Source organism: Archangium sp. Cb G35 (genome assembly GCF_001896145.1).
GTDB classification, from domain to species: domain Bacteria; phylum Myxococcota; class Myxococcia; order Myxococcales; family Myxococcaceae; genus Archangium; species Archangium violaceum.
Genome location: NZ_MPOI01000031.1, coordinates 1 through 22354, shown reverse-complemented (window position 1 = coordinate 22354; position 22354 = coordinate 1). Strand labels below are relative to the sequence as shown.

Sequence of the window (22354 nt, the reverse complement as noted above, 5' to 3'; positions counted from 1 at the left end):
GGGGGAACGCCGAAGCCCTTGCCATGCTCGCCGGAGCGCACGGCCTCGATGGCGGCGTTGAGCGCCAGCATGTTCGACGGGTCCGCCAGGTCCTTCACCGTGGTGGTGATGTTGCCGCACTGCCGCGCGCGCTCCTTTGGGAGTGCTAGGCTCCCTCTCATGCCAACGAGCACCGGCGTGAACTGGGCCGAGATCGTGCGCTTCCCGACCACCCACCCGCATTACAAGGAGTACGAGCAGCGCTGCATCGACGCGAGGCTGCAGCGCTCGTTCATCCAGGACTCGTGGGAGCTCATCATCCGGGGGCTCCAGCGACGGGCGGAGTTCATGGAGGCCGGGGCCTGGAACCTGCGCGTCCCCGAGTTCGTGGCCCTGGACAAGCTGCTCTCACCGCGGGCGAAGACGCTGATGATGCCGTCCGTCTCCGGCACGCCGCTGGCGCTCTGGTCAGGCGGAATCCAGGTCAGCCAGTACGTGCGGGGCAAGGGCTACGACACGCTGGAGAGCACGGTGTATGGCGGCATCCTCGACAAGATGACCAACCCCGGGTTCAAGATCTGGCTCGGCAGCGAGGACTGGGGACCGCAGGGCGCGCTCTGGGACACGATCTCCGCCAGGTATGTCGAGTTCGCCGCGAGCTGTCGCGACACGATGCACGTGTTCATGCGCACACACGACCTCGAGTCCACGTTCTATGGCGAGGAGCTCGTCAACTGGCGGAAGGCGAAGCGCAAGAAGGAGACCGAGCCGGATGGGCTCACGTACCACGTGCTCGTGGGCATGGACTCCTTCAACGTGGAAAAGGTCTTCGTCCGTGAGAAGGAGGCGAAGGCGTTCCTGCTGACGTTCCTCGGGCAGCTCCAGAGCCGCTTCGAGCGGAACATGCTCGAGCAGGGAGTGAATCACCGGTACAGGAGTGAGGTCTGGCGGGACAACGAGCGGGCGTACCGGGACACCCTCCGCAAGAAGACGTACGAGTCCTACCGGGAGTACATGGAGCATCCCCTTCGTCAGACCGTCGAGGCCTTCCACGAGGCGGAGCAGGCCCTCTGTCCCGACAAGGACTTCAATCCGAGGAAGTTCTCCTCCGTCATGGATGAGCTCCTGCGCACGACGCGAGCGAAGCGGGGGGAGTAGCAACTCCAGACCCGCGGACACCGTGCGTGGCAGCCCGCCCTTCACGATGAACTGGAGGAGCGGGAGCTGCTGCTGGAACACCTCTCAGGTGATGAGAGGCCGAGACGCGAGGCGGAAATGGGAATCCGATGACAGCGCACGCTCGATCGCTAGAGTGCCCGGCGGTTCACTACCTCGCTCAGTAGCTCCTCCGCGATGCGTTCGTTCTTCATGAAGACGTCCCTGTCCCTTCTGCTCCTTTCCGGATGTGGAGGTGAAGCCGTCGAGCCGCAAGCCTGGCAGTGTCAGCGCATGTCTCGGACCACCGCGAGTGGGGGGAGCTATTGTCAGCAGACCTGGGAGTGCTTCGACGGACATGGGGCGCTCGAGTTCCAGTGCAGCTCGACCGGCGAGCCCTGGCCGGATACGTCGGGCGGCCTGCTTGGGACAGTGGAGTGCAAGTGCACGGTGGATGGAAAGCTCACCGCCCGGCTGCTGAAGTCGAACCAGGATTCGAACGCCTGCTGGGATATCGACCATCTGGCGCGGAGCGCGAATCAGCTCTGCGGCTGGGATGTCCCCGGGGATTTCTAGTCCTCGCGCTGCTTGATCCACTCCTCGACTTGAGTCTCGCTGTCGGCGGGGCCAGCCCGTATTCGTGGTCGAGACATTCCGGGAGCGAAACCCAGACCTCGAGTTGGCTCCAGTCGGACGCTCGGGGGGATGGGTGGAGAGGTCGCGCAGCTCCCTTGGAGGCTTGCCTACCGGCCACCTTGCTCCGGGGCCACGCTCGCACCTGCAGGGGGGCGTGAGACAGCCCGTCACCCCCTCGGGGTTGGCGCCGGGTGTTGGCGTACGTGAAGGGAGCACGCGGGGTGCGCGCGATTTTGGAGCACCTAGGGCTTGCCCACGGCAGGTGCAAGCGGGATCAGGAGTCGGAGTCGTAGCGCGCTCCGATGGGGCCCGGGTTTCGCCGTTTCATGGAGGAGCCCGGCACCTGCTCACACGCAGGAGTGAGTGGGTTCCCTCACCCCACTTCGAACGGCTCTACTCCCCCTGAGGATGTTCTTTGTCCCATACCCGCCTGATGGCCCGCGCAAAGGCGGCGAGCTGGGCGGGATCCACATGGTCATACGGAATTCGCTCGATGGCCTGATCATCCTTGAGCTCGGCCCACCGACCCGGAGTGCCTCTCGTGCGACGGAGGTGCAGCTCGATGAGCCGCGCGAACCCATCAATCCATAGGGTGGCGTCCAGGGCCTGACGCCACTCCGAGTACATCGTGCTTCGAACGAAGGGGCGTTCGAGCATCCGGAGAGCCTTTTGTTTCAAACACAGGAGCTGATTGAACCAGGGAACTTCGTGGCCTAGCGCGTAGCCCGCCGCAACCTCTGTCAACTCTTCATGCGTATCGGCATAGAATTGTCTCTTCCCTGCCTCTGCCGCCGTGATGTCATCAACGAGGAACGTCAGCCAAAGGCTGGCAACTTGGTTCCGCGTCAGCTTCCCCGCAGCCACCAGCGGATCTAGAAGGTCCGCGCTGGTCGTCTCCGCCCAACTCCCTCTCAGCGGTCCGCTGCAGCGGATGACGATGTCTGTGAGGAACGCATCATCCGCGCCGACGGGCCAATCCCGCTCCATCTGCTGGAAACACATCAACCGCTGCTGCTGTGCATCCTTGGGTTCCTTGTGGCCCGCCCGATTCGCGCGAACGCGCAGCGCGTAGACCACCTGGGCCAGGGCCCGGACGCGCTCCGCAGCTTCTAGGAGTTCCAGCGACCTGAGCGCCTGGTGAACATCCGAGGTCCCTGGCCTGCTCATCCACAAGATGACGACTCCGACCCCCAGGGCCCGAAGCCCTCCCAGCGTCGATTTCAACCAGAGACTGGGGTCGTCGAGATAATCATCTTCGAATGCGGCTTCGATGAGCGCCGCTGCGAAGGGAATCATTGAAGGGCGCTCGCTCGTGCGCTGAAGCGCGTCGGCGATCAACGAAACAGCCCTGCTGGGCTCTCCTTGCAGCAGCACCCGCAGACCCAAGCGGACGCTAATCGAAAGGCGGAAAGCCATGCGAACGTGCAGGCCACCGTGCGAGAGCATCACGTCCGCATTTTTCAGGGTCTTCTCAAAGGGCAACAGCAGCTCATGGACAAGCCATTGCGCTCTTTGCTCACTGGCATCACCCCATTCGCTGCGCCAGAACCCCTCTTCTGGGCCATCGCTCAGCAGGGCGTGCAACCTCTCGGTCAATACACTTCGCTGCGCTAGCGATGCGATGAAGTCATGAAAGGGAGTGCCCGACTCCACGTGATGCGCGAGCCACGAGGTCACGCGTTCCCAGAGGGGCTTGAAGGACGCCAGTTCAACGGACTCAAGTGCCTTCCCCAGCACCTCAGCATAGGGGACACCTGCCGTCTCGGGGGGAAGCTCGGGCTCCAGCCTGATGGCCTCTGGAGTCGGTTCGACTGGCTTGGGAGGGCGCGGTATCGGACTCCGGGTATCCAATCGCAGCTTGAACTGGTGATTCGTAACCAGCGCGGCGATGCGCTTCCCGAGCTGCGCGAGAGGCTCTCCCGAGAGCTTGCTTGCCAGGGTTTCCGAGTGAAGAGGCCCACTTCCGCTAAAGACGTAGCCCGTCAACAGGTGGTCATTCTTGTCAAAGGCCAACAGGCAGGGCGGTACCACCGGGGACTCATCCATCTGGCGGATCCGCAAAGCGCATCCGCTGAGACTTGCTTTACGTTGTTCGACTTCCTGAAGAAACTGCTGTTCTGTAAACGCAGCCCAGGAGGACAAGAGCTCCAGTGCCGTTTCACGGAGTTGCGCGTGAGCCAGCACATCCAGGATTGCGACATGGAGAGAGGGCATGACGAGCACTGCCCTCGGCGCCTCCTCTAAAGTTCGTTTGAACCAAGCTACAAGGGTCTCAATTCCATCACTGCTCGCCGACAACCACACCGGACCTGAGGCATCGTGCCGCAGAGCCCGTGCGATGGCACGGGCCTCCTTCGCCGCGCGTTCGTCATCCAGGGTTCCCGTCTTGGACGGCGGGCTACTCGTGCGGGGAGTATCGGGCTGCAAGGCCAGGACACGGCTGGCGGGGATGCCGGACTGTGCCCATGTCGTGAGCCAGTCTTCTGTGGGTCTGGGCAATCCCCCGAAGCGCATGTCGACCTGGATCTCCCGGAGCCAGAGCATCTCTTCGGTGTGCAGCAACGTCCAGGTGCCGGGCTGCGTTTCGGATGGGCGGAAGACTTCTACCTCGGCGCCGTTCTCACGCGAGAGGTCGCGTTCGAACTCGAACTCCCCGATACCTTTGGGCAATTCCACGCATTCGTCCGTCAAGACTCCCTCGGTGGCCAAACGCTTGACCCGCACCAGCGTGGGCCCTGCTTCTGCCAGGCGCCTATCGACTCGGACCGTGAGCATGGCCTTCCGAGAGCTCCGCTGCATGGAGGCTGTTTCTATCTGGACGAGCGGGGTCTCTCCGAAGAGCGATGGGAACGTGAGCACCTCGAGATTGCCGAGCCGGGGCACATCCTGGCCGAGGAAGTCCAGTCCCGTCTCCTTCTGCAACCCGGTGAGCAGCTCTGTGACGAAGGCGTCCACCTGATCCGGCGCCACATCTGCCCAGAGCGAGTGCTTGTGACGCAAGACAAGTGACTGGCTGTGCGCCACCACCTCATGGTGGGGGCTGGGAATCCAGTCATCGCCCTTCGACAGATGATTGCGGGGGGGCAGCCATAGCGGCGGCGCCACCGTGTATTTCCCCTGGACCTCCTCTGGCTTTGTTGCGAGCCGGAACTCCAAACCCGGCACTGGCAACTGATTCGCCCGGCAGGCTTCGGAGAGCGACCGGCCGCGCGCGAGGTCGGACACCGCTGCCCAGAGGGCCTTGCTTGAGCCTCGGGTCATCACGCGGAGGACCTCGGCTCCCTGGATGGACATCAGACTCTCGTCGATTGCGCGCGGGGGGAGCTCTTGCCTTGGCAGAACCCACCCGTAGAGCAGCTTTCGCTCAGGTCCACGAGCGAGGAGCCACAGGGACAGCTCGGCCATGTGACCGGCGAATGCGTCGCTCAGCTCTGGTGCCGGAAAGCTCATGGCTCGTCCTCCGGAATGAACTCGATGAGGAAGTCATCGAGGACTTGAAACATGCTGCCAACCGCATCAAGGCGCTCGCGGGCGATACGGACGCGGCAGGCATTGAAGGGAGAGCCGGACCCGGACGGAGGCCTCGGGTCCTTTCTCTCGCGAAGCTTGATCAGGTGCTCCACCAGATGGGAATTCTCGGCCAGAAAGCGCGCGTATCTATCCTCGAGCCACCAAGCACACCTGCAGTCCACGAAGCGCTTCGCCTTGGCACGCTGTAGTTCGGCCTCATCCAGGACGATGTACATGCTCACAAGGTCCCTGGAGGCGTCCGAAGGGCGCAGGGCCAGCTCCGGTCCGTCGACCCATACACTGCGGTCCCCGGTGACGAGTTGCCTGCCCGTCAATCCCTCCGCGAGCTTGGGGAATTGCTGCTTCAGCGTTTCCTCGGTGGGGCCGAAGCGGCGAATGAGATGGTGGGCGGTGAGCTCCTTGGTGGTACCAGAAGCATCAACGTAACGAACCGTATTCTTCCCTGCTTCTTCAGGCTCCGACTTCTTCTGGATGGGGACGTACTGGAAACCCGCAGTGTCCATCTTGAGCAGCGCCCAGAGCAGTACGCGGTTCAGCGCGTTGGCCCGGGCGCTGAAAGGGCTGTGCTCGGTCCCCAGCAGGGTGACATGCGTGTCGGAGCGGATCCGATGCCTGAAGAGTGGATCCAGTGCCTTCATCAGCGCGGGTTGGAGCTTCTCGTAGCCGCGCTCGAGCGGCTCCGAGAACGCCTCCCCCTGGCGCAAGAAGAGGGGGTTCTCGATATCGGAGAGTTCCTCGCGCATCGGCTCCAGCAACCGGGCCGCCTCGGTGAGCCACTTCTCGGGCTTTCCGAGGCGGATGCGCAGCACGTCTGCCAGGGCGCCATCGCCGAGCCCCACGATCGCAAACTTCAGATGGCCCCTGAGGCGCGGGGCTTCGAACCCGTCCTCCTCCCAGTACGACCCGTGCGCCTCAAGTCCGAAGCCAACGGCCACCACCGTCGCCGCGACTCGCAACTCGCGGGGCGTGCCGCTGGAATCCGTGTAATGCACAATGCTTCCCTCGGGGCGAACGCCGGTCACCAGCGTCTCCACCTGGATATCGAAGCGAGCGCGCAACGCCTCCCACCGCCACTCCACCTGCGCGACGACATCCTGCGCGAGTCCTGCCTGCCAATTGAGCACGGGAAAGTTCGCGTCCGCGAAGTCGAGGGAGTACTCAGGCCAAGCGACGGCATAGGGCTGAATCCAGCGGTGCCCACACTCCCGCTGCAGCTTGAGCGGACTGACCCGCTTCTCAAGCACCGTCACCCGCGCGCCCCTCGCCGCCGCATAGGCCGCCACAGTCAAGCCGGCAAACCCCGCGCCGACGACGCAGAGCCCATCATCCTTCTTCAGCTTCCCCAGCTCGAAGAGTGCGTGGACGAGGTTGAGCGCGCGGATCTGCTGTGAGTCGATGCTGACGGGCGCGGGCACTCCTCCCTTGCCGTCTCCGAGCACGAACAACCGGTCGTCCACCTGGGCTGCGCTGATGATTTCCCTGGACGACATGGCGCGCTTCCGTGCTCGGTCCGCGAGCAGCCGGGACTCCGGGCTGCTCGGCCGGGGAGGCGCAGGGTAGGGACACGGGGAGGGGAGGTAAAGTGAAATGGGCGGAAGTGCGGTAGCCGACACTCCACATGCCCCGCGCAGCTCTGCCGCCGTGCCCATGAGAGCTCTCCCACGCAGCTGAGGAGGGGGCGAGCATGGCACGAATGTCTTCACCTGTGCCTGGTGTGGAGGCAGGCGCCGGGTGTTGGCGTACGTAAAGGGAGCACGCGGGGTGCGCGCGATTCTGGAGCACCTAGGCTTGCCCACGGCAGGTGCGAGCCTGGCCCCGGCGCGACAACCCCTCCGTCTTCGTGGTGTTGAGGCTCAAGCCGCCCCTGTCCGCGGCCCTCCTCACGGCCGTGGACCCCGTCATGAGCCGGGCTCGGGTCCACGGAGCGTCCGCCTGACAGGCTCGAGAACTGGTGATTGAGCTCACCAGGTGGTGACTGCCGTCACCAGTCACCGAAGGCAGGGGCTGGCCGGTGGCTCCCGCAAGTCCCCGAAAACCCGAAGGCTTGCCTGGGGCCGAGGGCCCGGAACGGTTGGCACGCTCGATGCTCTACCGGTGAGCACGCCGCTGCCCCTTCGCTGACTTCCAAGGAAACCGCCCATGAAGATCCGCCCGTTCCGCTCCCCGTCGCTGCCGTCGCTGAGGACGAATGATGTCACTCCGCAGACGCCCCGGAGCGCGCCCACCTCGCCCGTGCAGCCGCGCAACCTGCCCACCCGCCCTTCAGTGCCCACGCCGGAGCAACTCCAGGCCGGGAAAAACAACCTGAAGCCGGCCGACTACGGCGTCGTGCACCCGGACCTGCAGGGCATCCGCACCCGCCGGGACAACCTGCAGTCGGGGCACCAGTTCGCCGACTTCACGAGTGACGTGCGCCACTCGACGGGCGCGCTGATGAGCAAGCCCAACGGCAACCGGCTGCTGACGGAGCTCAACGGCCGCACGAATGCCGTCAACCCTGGCCAGGTTGGCACCCTGAACAAGCCGCTGACGGTGGCGGACGTCTACTCGGGCCGCAACGAGCGCATCCCGAACGCCAACGCCCCGCGGCACGACGGCACCTACGGCGGCATCCAGCAGGCGTACCGTTACGACGGCAAGCCTGGCCCCGGGCTGCCCAGCACCCTCAAGTACGACGATCGGTTCAGCGAGCAGCACCCGGGGACCCGCTTCAACAGCCTGGGCCACGAGTCGGTCCACGCCTGGCGCAATGCCAATGGCGTCGCCGTCAGCCCGCTGGAGGTCAGCCCGCGCAGGAACGACCCCATCATCCAGAACAATGATCCCATTGTCGGGAAGGTCATCGGCCACCACTCGCACATGCAGGAGGAGTTCGAGACCGTCGGCATGAAGCCCACCCCGCACTCCCCCAACCGTGACGGGTGGACGCCCAGCGAGAACAAGATCCGCCAGGAGCACGGGCTCCCCCTGCGCAACGACTACTCGGGAGAGACCCCGGCCAAGGTCGATACCCTGGCGAACAACATCAACGCGGGGCTGCTGGATCAGCGCAGCTGGTCCACCAAGCTGTGGGACCGGAACCCCGCGCCGCCGATCCAGCCCATGATTGACCACCTGGAGAAGTGAGCGCGCGCCGCTGTGTCCTTGAGTGGGAGCTGGCCTACCGGTTCCCTGCCTCGCGCGTGAGCGCATCCTCCACCTTCCGGCGGATGTGCTCCCACGCGTCCGTATGCGCGAAGGGGTAACGGGTCTCCTTCGGGGGCAGGCCCGCTTCCAGCCGCGCGCGCAGGGTGCGCAGCAGGGCGCGGGCATCGAGCTGTTTTTGATCGACCCGGTGTTCCGCCACGAAGTGACGGATGGCCTCGCGCCCGGCCGCATCGAGCCCCGCCTCCTGGGCCCTCGTCAGGAGCGCGGGCCAGCTCCGGTCGGCATGGAAGAGCCCCTTGGCGAGCCGCTCCAGCCTGCTCCGCGATTCCTCGCCGAGCACCCCCGCGCGCTCCGCGGCCTGGAGGGTGGCGCGGATGTTGACCATCGCCTCGGAGAGCGGCCGGTATCCTTCCTCGGCCTCGGCATGCACCACCGCCACCTCGTCGTCGTCCTCCAGCGAGCCCCTCGCGAAGGACTCGTAGATCTCCCCCACCCCCTCCATGCCAAAGACAGCCAGCTCGGCGGCGCGCAGCGCGCCCATGCTCGCCGCGCCGAAGACGTGCACCCCCTCCTTCATGGCCCAGAGGATCTCCTTGTGAGACACCGAGGGCATGCGCTCGAAGTAGCCGTCGATGAGCCCGATGGCCACGGGCCTTTCGAGCGCCACCCGGTAGATGTCCCCCTGCGCCGCTGGCGGCAGGTAGAGGGCCTCGAGCTCCCGTGAGCAGTCCACACCGCTGAGCGTGGGACCGGCGAAGATGACCACCTTCATGGCGCTGTCTCCGAGAGGCGCTCGCGAGCCCTGCGGCCCGGAACATAGCCGGGGATGTCGTTGAGCGGCTCGAGGCCGGGCACGATGACCCGCACCACCGGGATGCCGAAGGGGGAACGGGTCAGGTCCACCACCACCGCCTCCCGGAGCCCCGCCGCGAGCAGGCGCTCGAGCAGGAAGGCCCGGTCCTCCTCCAGCGAGCATCCCTGGAAGTCTGGCGCGTCCTGGAAGCTCCGCACCCGTGGCTCGGCCACGAGCCGGTCCCTCATCCGCCGGGCGGCTTCGAGCTCCTCCTCGCTGTTCTGGGGCCCCAGGTGCCGCACGTCGTCGCGCGCGCCGGTGATGACGGTGAGCCGGCTCTGCGCCGCCTCGGTGAGCGCGCGGGAGAGCGCCACGGCCCGGCTGGGGTGGCAGCCCATTCCCCCCATCGGTCCAATGGGCCGCTGGGGATTGGGATCCGCGTCCACGATGATGCAGGAGAACGCCGCCACGCCCACGTCCGAGGTGGTCTCCCAGATGCCGGCCTCCACCCCCGCGCGTGCGTACCGCTCCAGCAGCGCCCGGCAGCCCGGCTCATCCACGGTGGAGGGGTCCACCCGGCGGAGGCTCCGGACCTCCTCGTTGGAGAAGCGGAAGAGGGTGGTGGCGTCCCGCTCGATGAGCTCGCAGAGCGCATGTCTCAGCGCCTCGAGTGGGTGGTTGCCCGAGGCCAGGCCGCTGGAGCTCATCAGGAACGACCCGCTCCCCGGCGGCAGCGGGAGCGTGTAGTCCATGTGAACCATCTCGTAGGGCACCCAGGTGGAGCCTCCGTCGAAGAGGTTCCTGCCTTCGATCCAGAGCGTGCGGAAGTGGCCGTGGAACTGGCTCACGGACAGCCGGGGAAGCGCCGTGACGTCCACCATCCGGTGGGTGAACCGGAGCTCGTTGAAGGTGGCGAGCTTGAGGGGCAGTTGGATGTGCTCGGCGTGATACAGCTCGATGGCCTCCATCAGCCCGGAGGCCTGGGCCGCCGCGAGCTCGCTTCCCTTGCCCTGCGAGACGGAGAGCGAGCGGGCATTGGGCCGGATGACCATCACCACCGGGATGCCGATGGTGTCCAGGCCCGTGACGTTGGCCACGCGGGTGATGCCCATGAGGGGCATCAGGCCTCGCACACGCGCGACCGTCGCCTCGGGTGGAATGAGGCGGTGGGTCCCCGCGAGTCTGTGTTCACGCTCCAAGGTAGGCTCGGCCATGATGACACATCGTTCCTCCAGACCCGGGCGTGCCCCTCCAGCAGGAGCCATCCCGTCCGCGTCCCTTCAACCGCTTCAGATGTTGGTCCATCTCGAACGGGAGGGCGAGCTCGCGCGGCACCCCAACCTGTGCTTCCAATTCATGGCGCAGTGCTGCTCCCTCATCCAGGAGTGGACTCCACCCGTCGCGAAACACGCCCTCGAAGCCGCCTGGCGCTATTGGAAGCAGCAGGCCAGCGAAGAGGAGCTGACCGCCGCACGCGTCCGCTGTTGGAATTATCTCGACGCGAGCAAGGCAGGTTCAGACCTCGACGACCGGAAGACCAGCGCGGTCCGGGCCGTGATTTGCTGCCTCTATCCTTTGACGGTGCCCGAAGAAATCCCGGAAGTGCTGCACACCTTCCTGGAGTTCTTCGACACGGTCGAGCACCACCCAAGCGAACAGACCCGCATTCTGAAAGAGCTGTTCGCGGCACAGCTCGCCGAACACGAGCGCTGATTCCGGCGGAGAGGGCCCACGGTCCATGAGGCAGGCCCGTACTCCTCCTACTCGCCGAGAGCCCCGTAGTGCACGACGCGGAAGCGGGCGCCCTGGGCCTCGCGGATGCGGGCGGCGAGCGCCTCATGGAGCTCGGGCGTCCAGGTGGTCCACTGGTCGAAGAAGCGCGCGGCGGCGGCCTTGTCTCCCGCGTGCTGGAGCGTGAGCACCTCCTTCAAGAGGGAGGCGACGGTCTCCGGGTAGCGCTCGTAGCGGATGGTGAGGCGCGCGGTCTTCGGGTCGGCCTCGAGCAGCCCATGCGAGAGGAACCAGTTGAACTGGATGAGCTGCATGGTCTGGTAGGGCTGGTCGCGGCGAGGCTTCGCGTTCTGCAGCGTGCGCCGGATGCCCGAGGCCCGCACAGCGCGCAGCGTGGCGTCCCCCACCGTTCCATTCTTGTGCATGGATTGCAGCGCGAAGAGCGAGACGAGGTCTGCCTTCATCTCCTCGAGCGCGTCCGCGTAGTCCTCCAGCGCGACGTCGAGCGTGCGCCCCTTCGCATCGCGCTCGACGCCCAGGTAGTGGCCGATTTCATGCCACAGCGTGCGCTGGGAGTTCCCCTCGGGGGCGAGGTCTCCCGCGTGGGCCTCCACGGTGGCGGCGCGCCAGATGCGCTCGTCGGCGGCGAAGATGTCCGGGTTCTTCATGATGTTGTCGCGCAGCAGGATGGTGCGGCCGTAGCGGCGCGAGAAGAGCGCGTCGTTGGGGAGGATGCTCGCGGTGTTGGTGCCACGCGCCTGGCCGAAGTCCGCGATGACGTCGTAGACCCCGACCGGGATGTCCTCGCGCACGCGCCGGGGGTGCACGTACGGCAGCGAGTCCTGGAGCGCCTGCAACCCACCGAGGGCCCGGCGCAACTCGGCGGTGGCCTGCTCGTTCTGCAGCAGCAGGCTCATGCCGTGGAACGCCTTCACGCCGAAGATCGCGTCATCGTACGTCTCATATGAGCCGATCTGCGCGTTGAGGCGCTGGAAGCGGCCCGTCACCCAGGACGCATCGCCGCTCTCGTAGTCGTTGGAGAGCAAGTCCCGGGCGCGGTTGCGGAGGAAGCGGGCGAACTCATCATCCGGCTTCTCCAGCGAGTCCGCGGCGCTCATGAGCAGCTCGTACGCGCGCACGAAGTCATTCGCGTACGCGACGGGGTACGGCACGGCGTAGAGCACCTTCGCATCGGGCTTCTTCGCGAGGGACTTCAGGTGCGGGGCGAGCCGGGGGTGGAGCACGGCGAGCACGGGGTGCTTGGCGAGCGTGGCCAGGTCCCGGTCGAGCGAGGCCTTCGTGGCACGGCGGACCACGGTGCGCTCGCCGAGGAGGGAGTTCCGCTGCTCCGGGAAGCGGGCCAGGAAGGCGTCGAGCTCCTGGCGCGTGGCGTCGGGAGGGTAGACGTTGCGCGCGGGCACCTCGGCGGAGACGGGAAGGAAGGCCTCGCGGCGGTTGTCGAGCGTGGTGGCGATGGGCCCCTGGAAGAGCCGGTAGAGGGTGAGCAGGTCGCGCGTCTGCTTCGGGCCACCGAGCTGCGAGTCCAGCCTGGCGAGGCGTTCCCGGGCCTCGAGTGCCTGCGGATGCCGGGACGCCTCGTAGACACGCTGGAGGAGCTGCCCCACCTCGAGGAGGTCCTTCACGGCCCGCTGCTCCTCGGGGGTGAGGCGCGACAGGTCCGGCGCGAGGCGGATGGTCTCGGTCTTGGCGAGGAGTTCCTGGGTCCTGGACTCGGGCCAGTAGCCGGCCGGGAGGGGCTTGGGGGCGGCGGAGGCGGCCGTGGAGAGAGCGAGGGTGATGACGAGCGGCAGTTTCATGCGCGCCAGACTACCGCGCCGGAGGTTCCTCGGGGGGTGGGCCCCAGGCGGACGTGGGATCTTCCAGTGCATCGCCGATGTGGCGCAGGACGCGCGCGACGAGGCCGGCATCGAGCAGGCGCGCATCGAAGGTGCACGAGAGCGTCATCTCCTTGCCCGGGACGAGGGAGTCCCCCTCGAGCACGGGGACATCGCGCACGGCACCGGCGGCGAGATAGAGGGCCACGCGGGTATAGGGCACCATGGCCAGCCAGGCGCGCTCCAGGCCGAGTGAACCCACGTTGGAGACGGCGACGGAGCCGAAGGGGTCTCTGGGCATGCCCACCCACGCGAGGTCCAGATTGAGGGTGAACCAGACGAAGGAGAGCAACCGGAGGACGGTGTGCATGACGAGGCCGGGGACGCGGTAGGAGCGCCGCTTGCCCCGCTCGATGACGGCGTCCCGGCGGTGGCGGACGTGATCGACCCGCGCCTGCATCGCGCTGGCGAAGCCCTGGAGCGAGAGCGTGTCCGCATCGGGAACGGTGGCGGTGGTGAGGTCCACGCGGCCGAGGTGCTCGGGCTGCACCACGAGGACACAGACGCTCACGCGCTTGCGCAACCAGGGCCGGTTCCAACGGAGGATGACATTGGCCTCGGGGTAGCGGCGGAGGGCATCGGCGGCGGCCTTGGCCACCAGGTGCGTCAGCGTGAGGCGCTGTCCCGAGCGGGAGCGAAAGGCCTCCACATACGCGAGTGCGCGCTCCATGCGTATGTCGATCGCCGCATAGGCACTCGGGTCCCTGGGAGACCTGTAGGAGCCAAGGGCGAGGAGGGGGAAGTTCACGGGCTGGCGAGTCCTCTACCACCGGGCCTCCCCCCGTCCACCTCCTGACGTGACCGCGACGGTCCGGTGGCGTACGGTCCAGCCGCGCGGCATAGATGCGGCATGCGTACCTGCCTCATGCTCTCCGCACTCGTGTTCCTCGCCGCCTGCTCCGGCTGCCGCAAGAGCCAGGCGAAGACCGCCCCCGATTGCATCCTCGTCGAGGACGGCTTCGGCCCCAATGGCACCGTGCCCATCACCGTCGACGTCGTCGCCGAGGGCCTCGAGGTCCCCTGGGGCATCGCCTGGCTTCCCGGCGGTGACGCGCTCGTCACCGAGCGTCCCGGCCGCATCCGCCTGCTGCGCAATGGTGCGCTCCAGCCCGCGCCCGTCGCCACCGTGAAGATCTCCTCCGAGGGCGAGAGCGGCCTGCTCGGCATCGCCGCGCATCCCTCCTTCGCGAGCAACCGGCAGTTCTACATCTACGTGACCACCGACGAGGGCGGCTCGACGCAGAATCGCGTGGAGCGGTGGACCCTCTCCGAGGACCACGCCTCCGCCACCTTCGACCGCGTCATCTTCGGCAACATCCCCGCGGCGAAGTACCACGACGGCGGGCGCATCCGCTTCGGCCCGGATGGCATGCTCTACGTGGGCACCGGGGACTCGCGCGAGCCGGACAACTCGCAGAACGTGGACACTCCGTCCGGCAAGCTGTTGCGGCTCACCCCCGAGGGCGAAGTGCCCGGAGACAACCCCTTCCCCGGCAAGGCCGCGTTCCTCACCGGCGTGCGCAACACCCAGGGCTTCGACTGGAAGGACCGCGACACGCTCTACTTCACCGACCACGGCCCCAGCGGAGACACGCTCCGCCGCGGCCATGACGAGGTCAGCGTGGTGCGCAAGGGGGACAACCTCGGCTGGCCCACCGTCTACAGCTGCGAGTCCGGCGAGGGCTTCATCACCCCGTCCCTCACCTGGGAGAGCGCGGCGCCTCCGGGTGGCGCGGCCATCTACACCGGCGACGCCATCCCCGAGTGGAAGGGCTCCCTGCTCATCGGCACGCTCGGCTCACGGCACCTGCACCGCGTGGTCTTCTCCCAGGAGAATCCCTTCCAGGTCGCCCAGCACGAGGTGTACCTGCGCAACGAGTGGGGCCGCCTGCGCGAGACCATCATGGGTCCGGACGGCCACCTCTACGTCACCACCAGCAACTGCGACAGCCGCGGAGACTGCACGGCGCGCAAGGACGTCATCCTGCGCATCCGCCGCTGAAAGAAGACGGGGCCGCGTGCCCGCCATGCGCACGCGGCCCCCGGGCTCACCAGCTCACCGAGTCCACGTACACCGTGCCGGACCAGGCGGCATCGGTGAACAGCTCGAGGCCGAGCTGGTACAGGGGCGACATCGCGTTCCCGGGCACCTGCACGGTGACGGTGCTCCAGTCCCCGGCCTTCAGGGTGGTGGAAGCCGCCCACGAGCCCGTCCACACCCAGCCGCCCGTCGCGCCCTGCTGCACATAGGGCTGGACGGCCGTGATGCGGCTGCCGGCCGGGACCCAGACGCGGAAGGACACCGTCCCGCCCGCGGGCACGGCGGCGTTGGGTACCGAGACGCGGGACATCCCCGCCGCGGTGCCACCCATCGTCACCGCCAGCGAGCGGCTGCCCGCGTACGCCTTCGCGGTGGAAGACGCCACCCCCTTCACGAGCGTCCCCGAGAAGGTCCACCCCTGCGTGTCCGTCTCGAAGCCGAACTGCGCGGTGCCCGGCGTGGGCGTGGGAGTCGGCGTGGGCGTGGGAGCCGGCGTCGTGGTGGAGCCCGCGGGAATGGCGAGCCCACCGGCCTTCAGGAAGGCACCCGCGTAGGTCTTCAGGAAGAGCTGGCCATTCTTGTCGTAGTCGTTGGTGTGCGAGGCCTGCTGGCCCTCGCCCCGGCCGAAGAGCAGCGCGATGACGCCACTGCTCGCGAACTTCTCGCGGTGCGGGCCGCTCCCGGTGCCGAAGAAGTACTCGGTGCGGTTGTCCCTGTAGCCCGAGCCCGGCGTATTGGCCGCGTAGGGCTTGTTCAAGCTGGCGGAGTTGCCCTCCGGAATCTGCCACAGCACCCAGCGCTTGCCCGAGGTGCGGTTCCACAGCCGCAACCACTCGGCGTACCGGTTGAAGCTCTTGGACGAGATGGAGGCCGTGTCGCTCGCGTCCCACCACCGGTCCTGTCCGTACTGCTTGTAGAATTCCGCGTCGCGGTCGAGCGGGTCTCCCACCAGCACGTCATAGGTGGCCCCCGTGACGTTGGCTCCCAGGCCCAGCGGCTTGAGGAAGTTGTAGACCTTGTCCACCTCGGGCTGCAGCGCGTCCGTCACGGAGAAGTACGCGACGTCCTTGCCACTGGCCCACCCCGAGATGTGCATGCCCAGGATGACGTTGTTGGCCCCCACCGACTTGCGCAGCTGGAGGAAGGCGAGCCCCCACCCGGCCACCGTGTTGGGCAGCCCCGCCAGCTCCGGCAGCCCCGTGGCCGCCACGGCCGCGTAGGCATTGGGGCTGTTGTTCGAGTACTGCTGGAGGTAGCCAAAGCCATCCGCCTCCATCAGCACGAGCACCGGCTTGCCGAACGCCTTCGCCAACTGCATCAGCACCTTGAAGTCGGAGAAGTAGCTCTTCATCGTGGTGGCGTTCTGCGCCTTGACGAGGAACTGCGCCTCGCCGCCACCGGGCTCTCCGTTGACCTGGTAGTACTGGATGGCTGGGATGAAGCCCTGGGCGGCGGACTCCGTCAGGAACTGCTTGCCCCAGGAGCCATCCCTGGCGGACCAGCCCCAATTGTCTATCCAGCCCTTGGTGAAGTAGCGGTAGCGCACGTCCCAGGGCACGGCGCTGTCCTTCATCCAGGTCTGGGGAGCCTCCTCGAAGAGGCCCACCAGCAGGCGGGAGGGAAGTCCCGTGGGGATGGAGCCCGCGGGCGGCGTCACCACGGGAGCCTCCTGGGTGTCCAGCGTGTCCAGGGGCGGATTGTCCGAAGAGGCGTCTCCAGGCAGCTCGGGACCACAAGCCGCGCACGCCAGGAGAGCAAGCGACAGGAGGATGTGTTTCATGGGGCCCCCAACCCCAAGGGGCCCCTCCCCTTTCCCACCACCCCGCCGAGACACCAGGGATGGACCCGGGGGCTCGCCTCCCTGGTGGCCCGGAGTGGGACCTGAACGCAGGCAACCCGTGCACAAGCCCGGCGCATCTGCGAGTCTTGGGCCCGCGTGCACCTCGAAATGCCCCTCATCATCGGCCTGATGGTGGCCGCCAGCTCGCTCGCCATCGCCGCCAAGCGCGTTCGGATTCCGTACAACGTCGCATTGGTGGTGGGTGGTCTGCTCCTGTCCGTGGGAGGAATCTTCCCGGGCATGCCTCCGCTCAACCCGGAGGTCGTCTTCCTCGTCTGCCTGCCGCTGCTGCTCTTCGAGGGCGGCATCACCGCGGACGTGGCCAACGTGCGCGCCAACATCCTGCCCATCGCCACCCTGGCCACCCTGGGCATGGTGCTGGCCATCGCCGCCACCGGCACGGCGCTCCACTACACCCTCGCGCTCGCCTGGGGACCCGCCCTGTTGCTCGGGTCCATTCTCGCCGTCACCGACACCGTCTCCATCCTCTACGCCTTCCGCCGCGCCCCCGTCCCCCGCCGCCTCTCCGGCATCATGCAGGGCGAGAGCCTCTTCAACGACGGCACCGCGCTCGTGGCCTACGCCGCCATCTCCAGCATCGTGGTGGGCGGAGCCTCGTACTCCCTGCCCCTCATCAGCGCCAAGGTGGTGGGGGCCACCCTTGGCGGCCTCGCCATCGGACTCACCCTGGGCCTGGTGGCCGGCTTCATCATCCGCCGCACCGAGGATCCGCTCGCGGAGATCATGGTGACCTCGGCGCTGGCCTTCGCCGCCTTCGTCATCGGCGAGCAGCTGCACCTGTCGGGCGCCATCGCCGCGGTGACGGCCGGGCTGGCCACGGGCATCAACCTGCGGCGCCACGTCTCCGCCCAGAGCCAGGTGGCCATCCACACCTTCTGGGAGTACGCCGCCTTCGGGGTGAACACCTTCCTCTTCCTGTCGATGGGGCTCACCACCCGCCCCGAGACGCTGGTGCGCTACCTGCCGCAGACGCTGCTCGCGGTGGTCTGTGTCTTCGCCGGCCGCGCGGTGGCCATCTACCTGCCCTTCCTGCTGCTGCGCTGGCTGCGCCCCTCCGAGGCCGTCCCCCTGCGCTGGCAGCACGTCTTCATCCTCGGCAACATCAAGGGCGCGCTGTCCATCGGCCTGGCGCTCGGCCTGCCGGAGTCCACGCCCTCGCGCGAGCTGCTGGTGGCCATCGCCTTCGGCGTCTGCTTCCTGTCCCTGGTGGTGCAGGGGTTCATGCTCACGGGCGTCCTCAAGCGGCTGGGCCTCTTCCATGAAGACCCCGTGGCCTACGCGGTGGCCGAGCAGCAGGCGCGCCTCATCGCCAGCCGCGCCGCGCGCCAGGAGCTGGAGGAGCTGCACGACCAGGGGCTCATCCCCCGCGCGGCCTATGAGCACCTGCGCAGCGACTACCAGGTGGGCATCGCCGGCGCCGAGCGCGAGCTGCGCCGGCTCAGCGAGCAGCACCTGGCGCAGGGGGCGAAAATCGTATTGGCCACGCGCCGCCGCCTCATCGACGCGGAGCGCACGGCACTGTTGTCGGCGCGGCGCGCGGGCCTCATCCCCGAGGCCACGGCCGAGGTACAACTGGCGAAGCTGGACTCGCGCACGCTGGAGCTGGAGCACGTGCTGGCGAGCGCGCAGGAGCACGAGGCGGGCAGCGAGAGGAAGGCGTCATGAAGATCATCATCGCGGGTGGCGGACGGGTGGGCGGGACGCTGGCGGCGCGGCTGGTGGCGGAGCAGCACCAGGTGACGGTGGTGGAAAAGGACCCGGGCATCTGCAACCGGCTCTTCGAGGACATTGGCGCGGTGACGGTGTGCGGGGACGCGAACGACCCGTCGGTGCTGGACGCGGCGGGCATCTCGGGGGCGGACATCGCTGCGGGGGTGCTGGCGCGCGACGCGGAGAACCTGGCCTTCGCCACGCTGGTGCGCTCGCTGAGCAAGGCGCGCGTCATGGTGCGCATGCTGGACAGCCGCTACCGCCAGGCCTACCGGCTGGCCGGGGTGAGCGAGCTGGTGGCGGAGGCCGAGGTGGTGGTGGCGAAGATGACCACGGCCATCGACTTCCCGCAGGTGGCGGGCTCGCTGCCGCTGGCGGCGGGGACGGCCATCCTCTTCGAGCTGGAGGTGAGCCCGAAGGCACTGGTGGCAGGGCGCACGGTGGCCCAGGTGCGCGCGCTGCCCGAGTTCCCGCGCGAGTGCGTGTTCATCGGCCTGGTGGACCCGGAGGGCCGCATCACGCTGCCGGACGGGAACACGGTGCTGCGGGCGGGGCACACCATCATCCTCGTGGCGCGCCGCGCGGAGCTGGCCCGCGCCGTGGACTGCCTCACCGCCCAGGCCCAGCGCCAGAGCGACACGCCGCTGGCGGAGATGCTGCGCAAGGTGGACTTCCTCACACCGCTCAACGACGAGCAGCTGGCCTCGGTGGCGCGCGGCGCCGACTACCTGCGCAAGGAGGCCGGCGAGACGCTCTTCAAGAAGGGCGACGCGGGTGAGTCGTTCTACGTCGTCGTCTCCGGCGAGGTGAACCTGATGGCCGAGGGCGGCCGGCTGGTGGAGACGGTGAAGCCGGGAGGCTTCTTCGGGGAGATCGCCCTGCTCACGGGAGAGCCGCGTGCCACGAGTGCCCTGGCCGCCACGGCGTGCGAGCTGGCCGCCGTGGGCCGCGAGGACTTCCAGGGCATGGTGATGGCCAACCCCTCCGTGGCTCTGGAGATGAGCCGCATCCTCGGGCAGCGGCTGGCGAAGATGGCCCAGCAGGATCGAGCGCCCCAGAAGCGCAAGGGCCTGTTCGGCCGCTGAGAGATATGAAAATCAGATCAATCCCATTCTCAAACCACCCCACAGCCAAACTCCAACCACCGCACAGCTAAATTCCCCAACAGCCGTAGACTTCGCAAACCACACCAACAACGACATACAAACAAACATTCCTCACTCGAAACAAGGAAAACCATGAGCTTCGATCGATTCCGCACCACGTTGTCTTCATTTGATCGTTATTATGACCGCTTCCTTCAAAATAATTTCGGACATCGTCCCTACTTAATCACTCTCACATCTGGCGATTCAGCCATAGGCACACCAATGGCAGGTTCCATCGCAAACCCGATGGATCCAAACGTTGCGTTTAATTTCCAGTCCTCGGACAACCAGATGTACCGCATTCCCTTCCGGGAACTCGCTTCAGCAGAAATGCTCGTTAACGCCTGGATACGAACTCTCGCACCAAACACAACCGCAGGAGGCGACGTACGTATTCTACTCACAGAATCTGATGCTCAACGCATCTTATCCTCGGTCACAGAAGTCGAAAAATTTACTGCATTTGATCTAAACAATGCAGTCGTGCCTTCTGCTCCAGCGGACTACTACAAGTTCATAGAGCTTGAAGGCACGGATTTTCAAATCCGGCGCATCCACGCGCATCCACCAATTCAAGTCGAGATCGAAATCAAAAAGTAATGCGCCTCACCATAAGGGATCCGGAGGACCAGCCACACCATGGCGTTTTCTCAATATCGCACTCAGCGACCGCCACACCTTCGCTATGCTGAAATCTTCACCCGAAATGTAGAGGCCCGGAAGCGGTTTGTAATTACTTCCAAGGACGGTGCCCATTTGATTGGGGTACCATCCTTTAGCTCTACTCAGGATCCAACCTCGAAAGATCCGAGTTTTGTCATCACTACAGCATCAAGCGAGTACGAGATTCCCTTCTCTGAATTAGCACATGCAGAGGAATTAGTAGCTCATTCGGGTCTCCATGGAGGACCCGCAGTGCCTGAACCATGCCAAGCACCCGTCTCTCTGAGAGAAAAACATCAAAAATTCAAAATTCTCGACGCTCCAGGCCAGCTTAATGACGACTTGGGAAGCAGCCATGGCAAACGTGGCAATGCTGTCCTTTTTTTGGACATAGACAAATTTAAAGCGCTCAATACCAAGCACACCGAACGGGCTATCGACAGGAGCGTTCTTCCACAGTTTCAACAACTTATCGCTGACACCATCACTCCACACGGTTTTGCATATGCAGAAGGAGGCGATGAGGTTATTGTATTATTGCTCAATGTCGGAACAGGTACTGCGATTGCGTTCGCTGAAGAACTACGGTTGCTTATTTCGGCTCAAGAATTTACTGTCGAAGAACAAGTGGAAAAGCTGACCGTGTCCATTGGCTTAGCCCATTCGTCAAATCACGAGAAGACAAAACTCGCAGACGCCGCGAATACCGCCAAGGCTCGCTCGAAAGAGCGAGACCGTGATTGCATAACCATCGCGCACTCAGATGGATTTATTGATATTGAGCGTGGTACACTGAAGGTCGTTACTAGTGGTTCGAGCAAACAGGACAACAATAACCCAGAAGCTCCGTCCTAAATAAGCAGAAGCGTAGTTGTTGTTGCCATCGACCAATCCGCCCTGCGCACGGTCAGCATCTATGCCCATTCGGCCTGCTCGTGCGAGCTGGCTGCAGTGGGACGCGAGGACTTCCAGGGCATGGTGATGGCCAACCCCTCCGTGGCGCTGGAGATGAGCCGCATCCTCGGGCAGCGGCTGGCGAAGATGGCCCAGCAGGACCGGGCGCCCCAGAAGCGCAAGGGCCTGTTCGGCCGCTGAGCACGGAGCTCCGGGCCCGCCCCTTCAGGCGGCGAGCTGGAGCCGCTCCTGGGCCTGCGCGAGCGCGTTCGCCGCGCGCGCCAGCGACTCCAGGTTACGCCGGACCTTGCCGGCATCCTCCACGAAGCCGGGGGTCTCAAACGCGAGGCCCACGTGGTTCTCCTGCACGAAGCTCACGCTCTCGGGGTTCACGAGGTCGCGGAGCGCCTGCTGGACGTCCGGCTCCTGGAGGAGCTTTTCGCCCGCCGAGACCACACCGCACTGAAAGATGTGGGCCTCATCGAGCACGGGCTCTTCCGCTTTGAAGACGTTGGGGACGCCCATCCGCTCGAACAACGACGTCCACTTGCGCGGCGCGGCAGTGAAGTCACGGGGCAACTTCCCGGGCACCTCCACCCGCACCACGTACACGGACGCGTCCGCCTTCGTCGACCCCATGCGCTCGCCCTTCTCCCGGAAGATGCGCACGGGCAGCCCCTCGAACTCTCCGGAGAGGACTCCGCCCTTCTCGTACGTCAGCCCGAGTGGACTGGCCATGTTGGCCCAGGCGGCCTGCCGTTTCTCCTCGAACATCATCCCCTGCTTGGAACTCCAGAAGAGAAAGGGGATGACCACCACCATGATGGCGAAGAAAGCGATGTACTCGCCCGAGAACAGATCCGAGATGTCCATGACGCGCACAGCATAACAGGCGGCGTCCGGTAGACCCTCACCCTGACCCTCTCCCAGAGCTGAGCATTAGTCACATTTTCAGGCCCAGCTCGTGGATGCGCTGGAGATCCTCGGTAATGACGGCCAGCTTCTCAAGGCCCCGGCCCAGGACGATGGAGCCGGGCGGCCCTCCAGAGGATTTGGAGTAGCCGCCCAGGCGGGCAATCCACAGGACGGCCTGGCCGATGGTGGGAGTGGCGTCGCTGCGATAGCCGTTCGCGTCGTGCCTGAAAAGCAGGGCGCGAATCTCCCAGCGCG

The 22354-nt window shown here is 66.1% G+C and carries 18 protein-coding genes and 2 pseudogenes; 10 read left to right on the top strand and 10 right to left on the bottom strand.

What is annotated here, in order from left to right:
- Positions 1-5: 5 nt before the first annotated feature.
- Positions 6-86 (bottom strand): annotated as a pseudogene (locus BO221_RS57790) (methyl-accepting chemotaxis protein); the annotation flags it as partial.
- Positions 87-159: 73 nt separating this feature from the next.
- Between BO221_RS57790 and BO221_RS51795 the strand changes: the two are divergent.
- A complete protein-coding gene (locus BO221_RS51795) occupies positions 160-1137 on the top strand; it encodes a hypothetical protein (RefSeq protein WP_073568357.1) in 978 nt (325 codons plus the stop codon).
- A 291-nt stretch (positions 1138-1428) separates the two neighbouring features.
- Positions 1429-1710 carry a hypothetical protein gene (locus tag BO221_RS51790; RefSeq protein WP_073568356.1) on the top strand — a complete coding sequence of 94 codons (282 nt, stop codon included), beginning with the start codon at positions 1429-1431 and terminating at the stop codon, positions 1708-1710.
- A 453-nt stretch (positions 1711-2163) separates the two neighbouring features.
- On the opposite strand, the gene BO221_RS51785 is transcribed toward BO221_RS51790, so the two are convergent.
- Together BO221_RS51785 and BO221_RS51780 are read right to left on the bottom strand one after the other, a co-directional pair.
- Positions 2164-5064 (bottom strand): hypothetical protein, encoded by a 2901-nt coding sequence (locus BO221_RS51785; RefSeq protein WP_143196191.1) that lies wholly within the window; start codon positions 5062-5064, stop codon positions 2164-2166.
- Positions 5065-5216: 152 nt separating this feature from the next.
- A complete protein-coding gene (locus tag BO221_RS51780) occupies positions 5217-6791 on the bottom strand; it encodes an FAD-dependent oxidoreductase (protein WP_073568354.1) in 1575 nt (524 codons plus the stop codon).
- Between the two features lie 649 nt (positions 6792-7440).
- Here BO221_RS51780 and BO221_RS51770 point away from each other — a divergent pair.
- Positions 7441-8427, top strand: coding sequence for a M91 family zinc metallopeptidase (locus BO221_RS51770; RefSeq protein ID WP_073568353.1), 987 nt, complete (start codon positions 7441-7443; stop codon positions 8425-8427).
- A gap of 34 nt (positions 8428-8461) precedes the next feature.
- Here the strand turns inward: BO221_RS51770 and BO221_RS51765 are convergent, their stop codons facing one another.
- Both BO221_RS51765 and BO221_RS51760 read right to left on the bottom strand, forming a co-directional pair.
- On the bottom strand, positions 8462-9220 hold the full coding sequence (locus BO221_RS51765; RefSeq protein ID WP_073568352.1) for a TfuA-like protein: 759 nt from the start codon (positions 9218-9220) through the stop codon (positions 8462-8464).
- Positions 9217-10455 (bottom strand): YcaO-like family protein, encoded by a 1239-nt coding sequence (locus tag BO221_RS51760; protein ID WP_073568351.1) that lies wholly within the window; start codon positions 10453-10455, stop codon positions 9217-9219. Before BO221_RS51760 ends, BO221_RS51765 begins: the two co-directional genes overlap by 4 nt.
- 79 nt (positions 10456-10534) lie before the next feature.
- Here BO221_RS51760 and BO221_RS51755 point away from each other — a divergent pair, with 79 nt between their 5' ends.
- The gene (locus BO221_RS51755; RefSeq protein ID WP_073568350.1) at positions 10535-10954 is read left to right on the top strand and encodes a hypothetical protein; all 420 of its coding nucleotides are present in this window, start codon (positions 10535-10537) and stop codon (positions 10952-10954) included.
- A 47-nt stretch (positions 10955-11001) separates the two neighbouring features.
- On the opposite strand, the gene BO221_RS51750 is transcribed toward BO221_RS51755, so the two are convergent.
- On the bottom strand, positions 11002-12789 hold the full coding sequence (locus BO221_RS51750) for an NUDIX hydrolase (RefSeq protein ID WP_073568349.1): 1788 nt from the start codon (positions 12787-12789) through the stop codon (positions 11002-11004).
- Between the two features lie 10 nt (positions 12790-12799).
- On the bottom strand, positions 12800-13615 hold the full coding sequence (locus BO221_RS51745; RefSeq protein ID WP_073568348.1) for a 2-oxo acid dehydrogenase subunit E2: 816 nt from the start codon (positions 13613-13615) through the stop codon (positions 12800-12802).
- Positions 13616-13717: 102 nt separating this feature from the next.
- On the opposite strand from BO221_RS51745, the gene BO221_RS51740 reads away from it, so the two are divergent.
- Positions 13718-14869, top strand: coding sequence for a sorbosone dehydrogenase family protein (locus BO221_RS51740; RefSeq protein WP_073568347.1), 1152 nt, complete (start codon positions 13718-13720; stop codon positions 14867-14869).
- A 46-nt stretch (positions 14870-14915) separates the two neighbouring features.
- On the opposite strand, the gene BO221_RS51735 is transcribed toward BO221_RS51740, so the two are convergent.
- Positions 14916-16688, bottom strand: coding sequence for a hypothetical protein (locus tag BO221_RS51735; RefSeq protein ID WP_233166655.1), 1773 nt, complete (start codon positions 16686-16688; stop codon positions 14916-14918).
- A gap of 156 nt (positions 16689-16844) precedes the next feature.
- On the opposite strand from BO221_RS51735, the gene BO221_RS51730 reads away from it, so the two are divergent.
- The 5 genes from BO221_RS51730 (at position 16845) to BO221_RS54665 (ending at position 21385) form a co-directional block, all read left to right on the top strand.
- Entirely contained in the window at positions 16845-18434 is a 1590-nt protein-coding gene (locus BO221_RS51730; RefSeq protein ID WP_083682793.1) for a sodium:proton antiporter, read from the top strand.
- Positions 18431-19564 (top strand): NAD-binding protein, encoded by a 1134-nt coding sequence (locus BO221_RS51725; protein WP_073568345.1) that lies wholly within the window; start codon positions 18431-18433, stop codon positions 19562-19564. The genes BO221_RS51730 and BO221_RS51725 overlap by 4 nt, the downstream gene beginning before the upstream one ends.
- Positions 19565-19717: 153 nt before the next feature.
- Entirely contained in the window at positions 19718-20227 is a 510-nt protein-coding gene (locus BO221_RS54670) for a hypothetical protein (RefSeq protein ID WP_143196190.1), read from the top strand.
- Between the two features lie 39 nt (positions 20228-20266).
- Positions 20267-21145: a diguanylate cyclase gene (locus tag BO221_RS53315; RefSeq protein ID WP_083682792.1), complete on the top strand. Its 879-nt coding sequence runs from the start codon at positions 20267-20269 to the stop codon at positions 21143-21145.
- Positions 21146-21241: 96 nt separating this feature from the next.
- On the top strand, positions 21242-21385 hold the full coding sequence (locus BO221_RS54665) for a hypothetical protein (protein WP_233166654.1): 144 nt from the start codon (positions 21242-21244) through the stop codon (positions 21383-21385).
- Positions 21386-21409: 24 nt separating this feature from the next.
- Here BO221_RS54665 and BO221_RS51715 read toward each other — a convergent pair whose 3' ends face one another.
- Together BO221_RS51715 and BO221_RS55285 are read right to left on the bottom strand one after the other, a co-directional pair.
- Positions 21410-22057, bottom strand: a complete 648-nt coding sequence (locus tag BO221_RS51715) for a hypothetical protein (RefSeq protein ID WP_073568343.1) — start codon at positions 22055-22057, stop codon at positions 21410-21412.
- Positions 22058-22127: 70 nt separating this feature from the next.
- A pseudogene (locus BO221_RS55285) lies at positions 22128-22354 on the bottom strand (hypothetical protein); the annotation flags it as partial.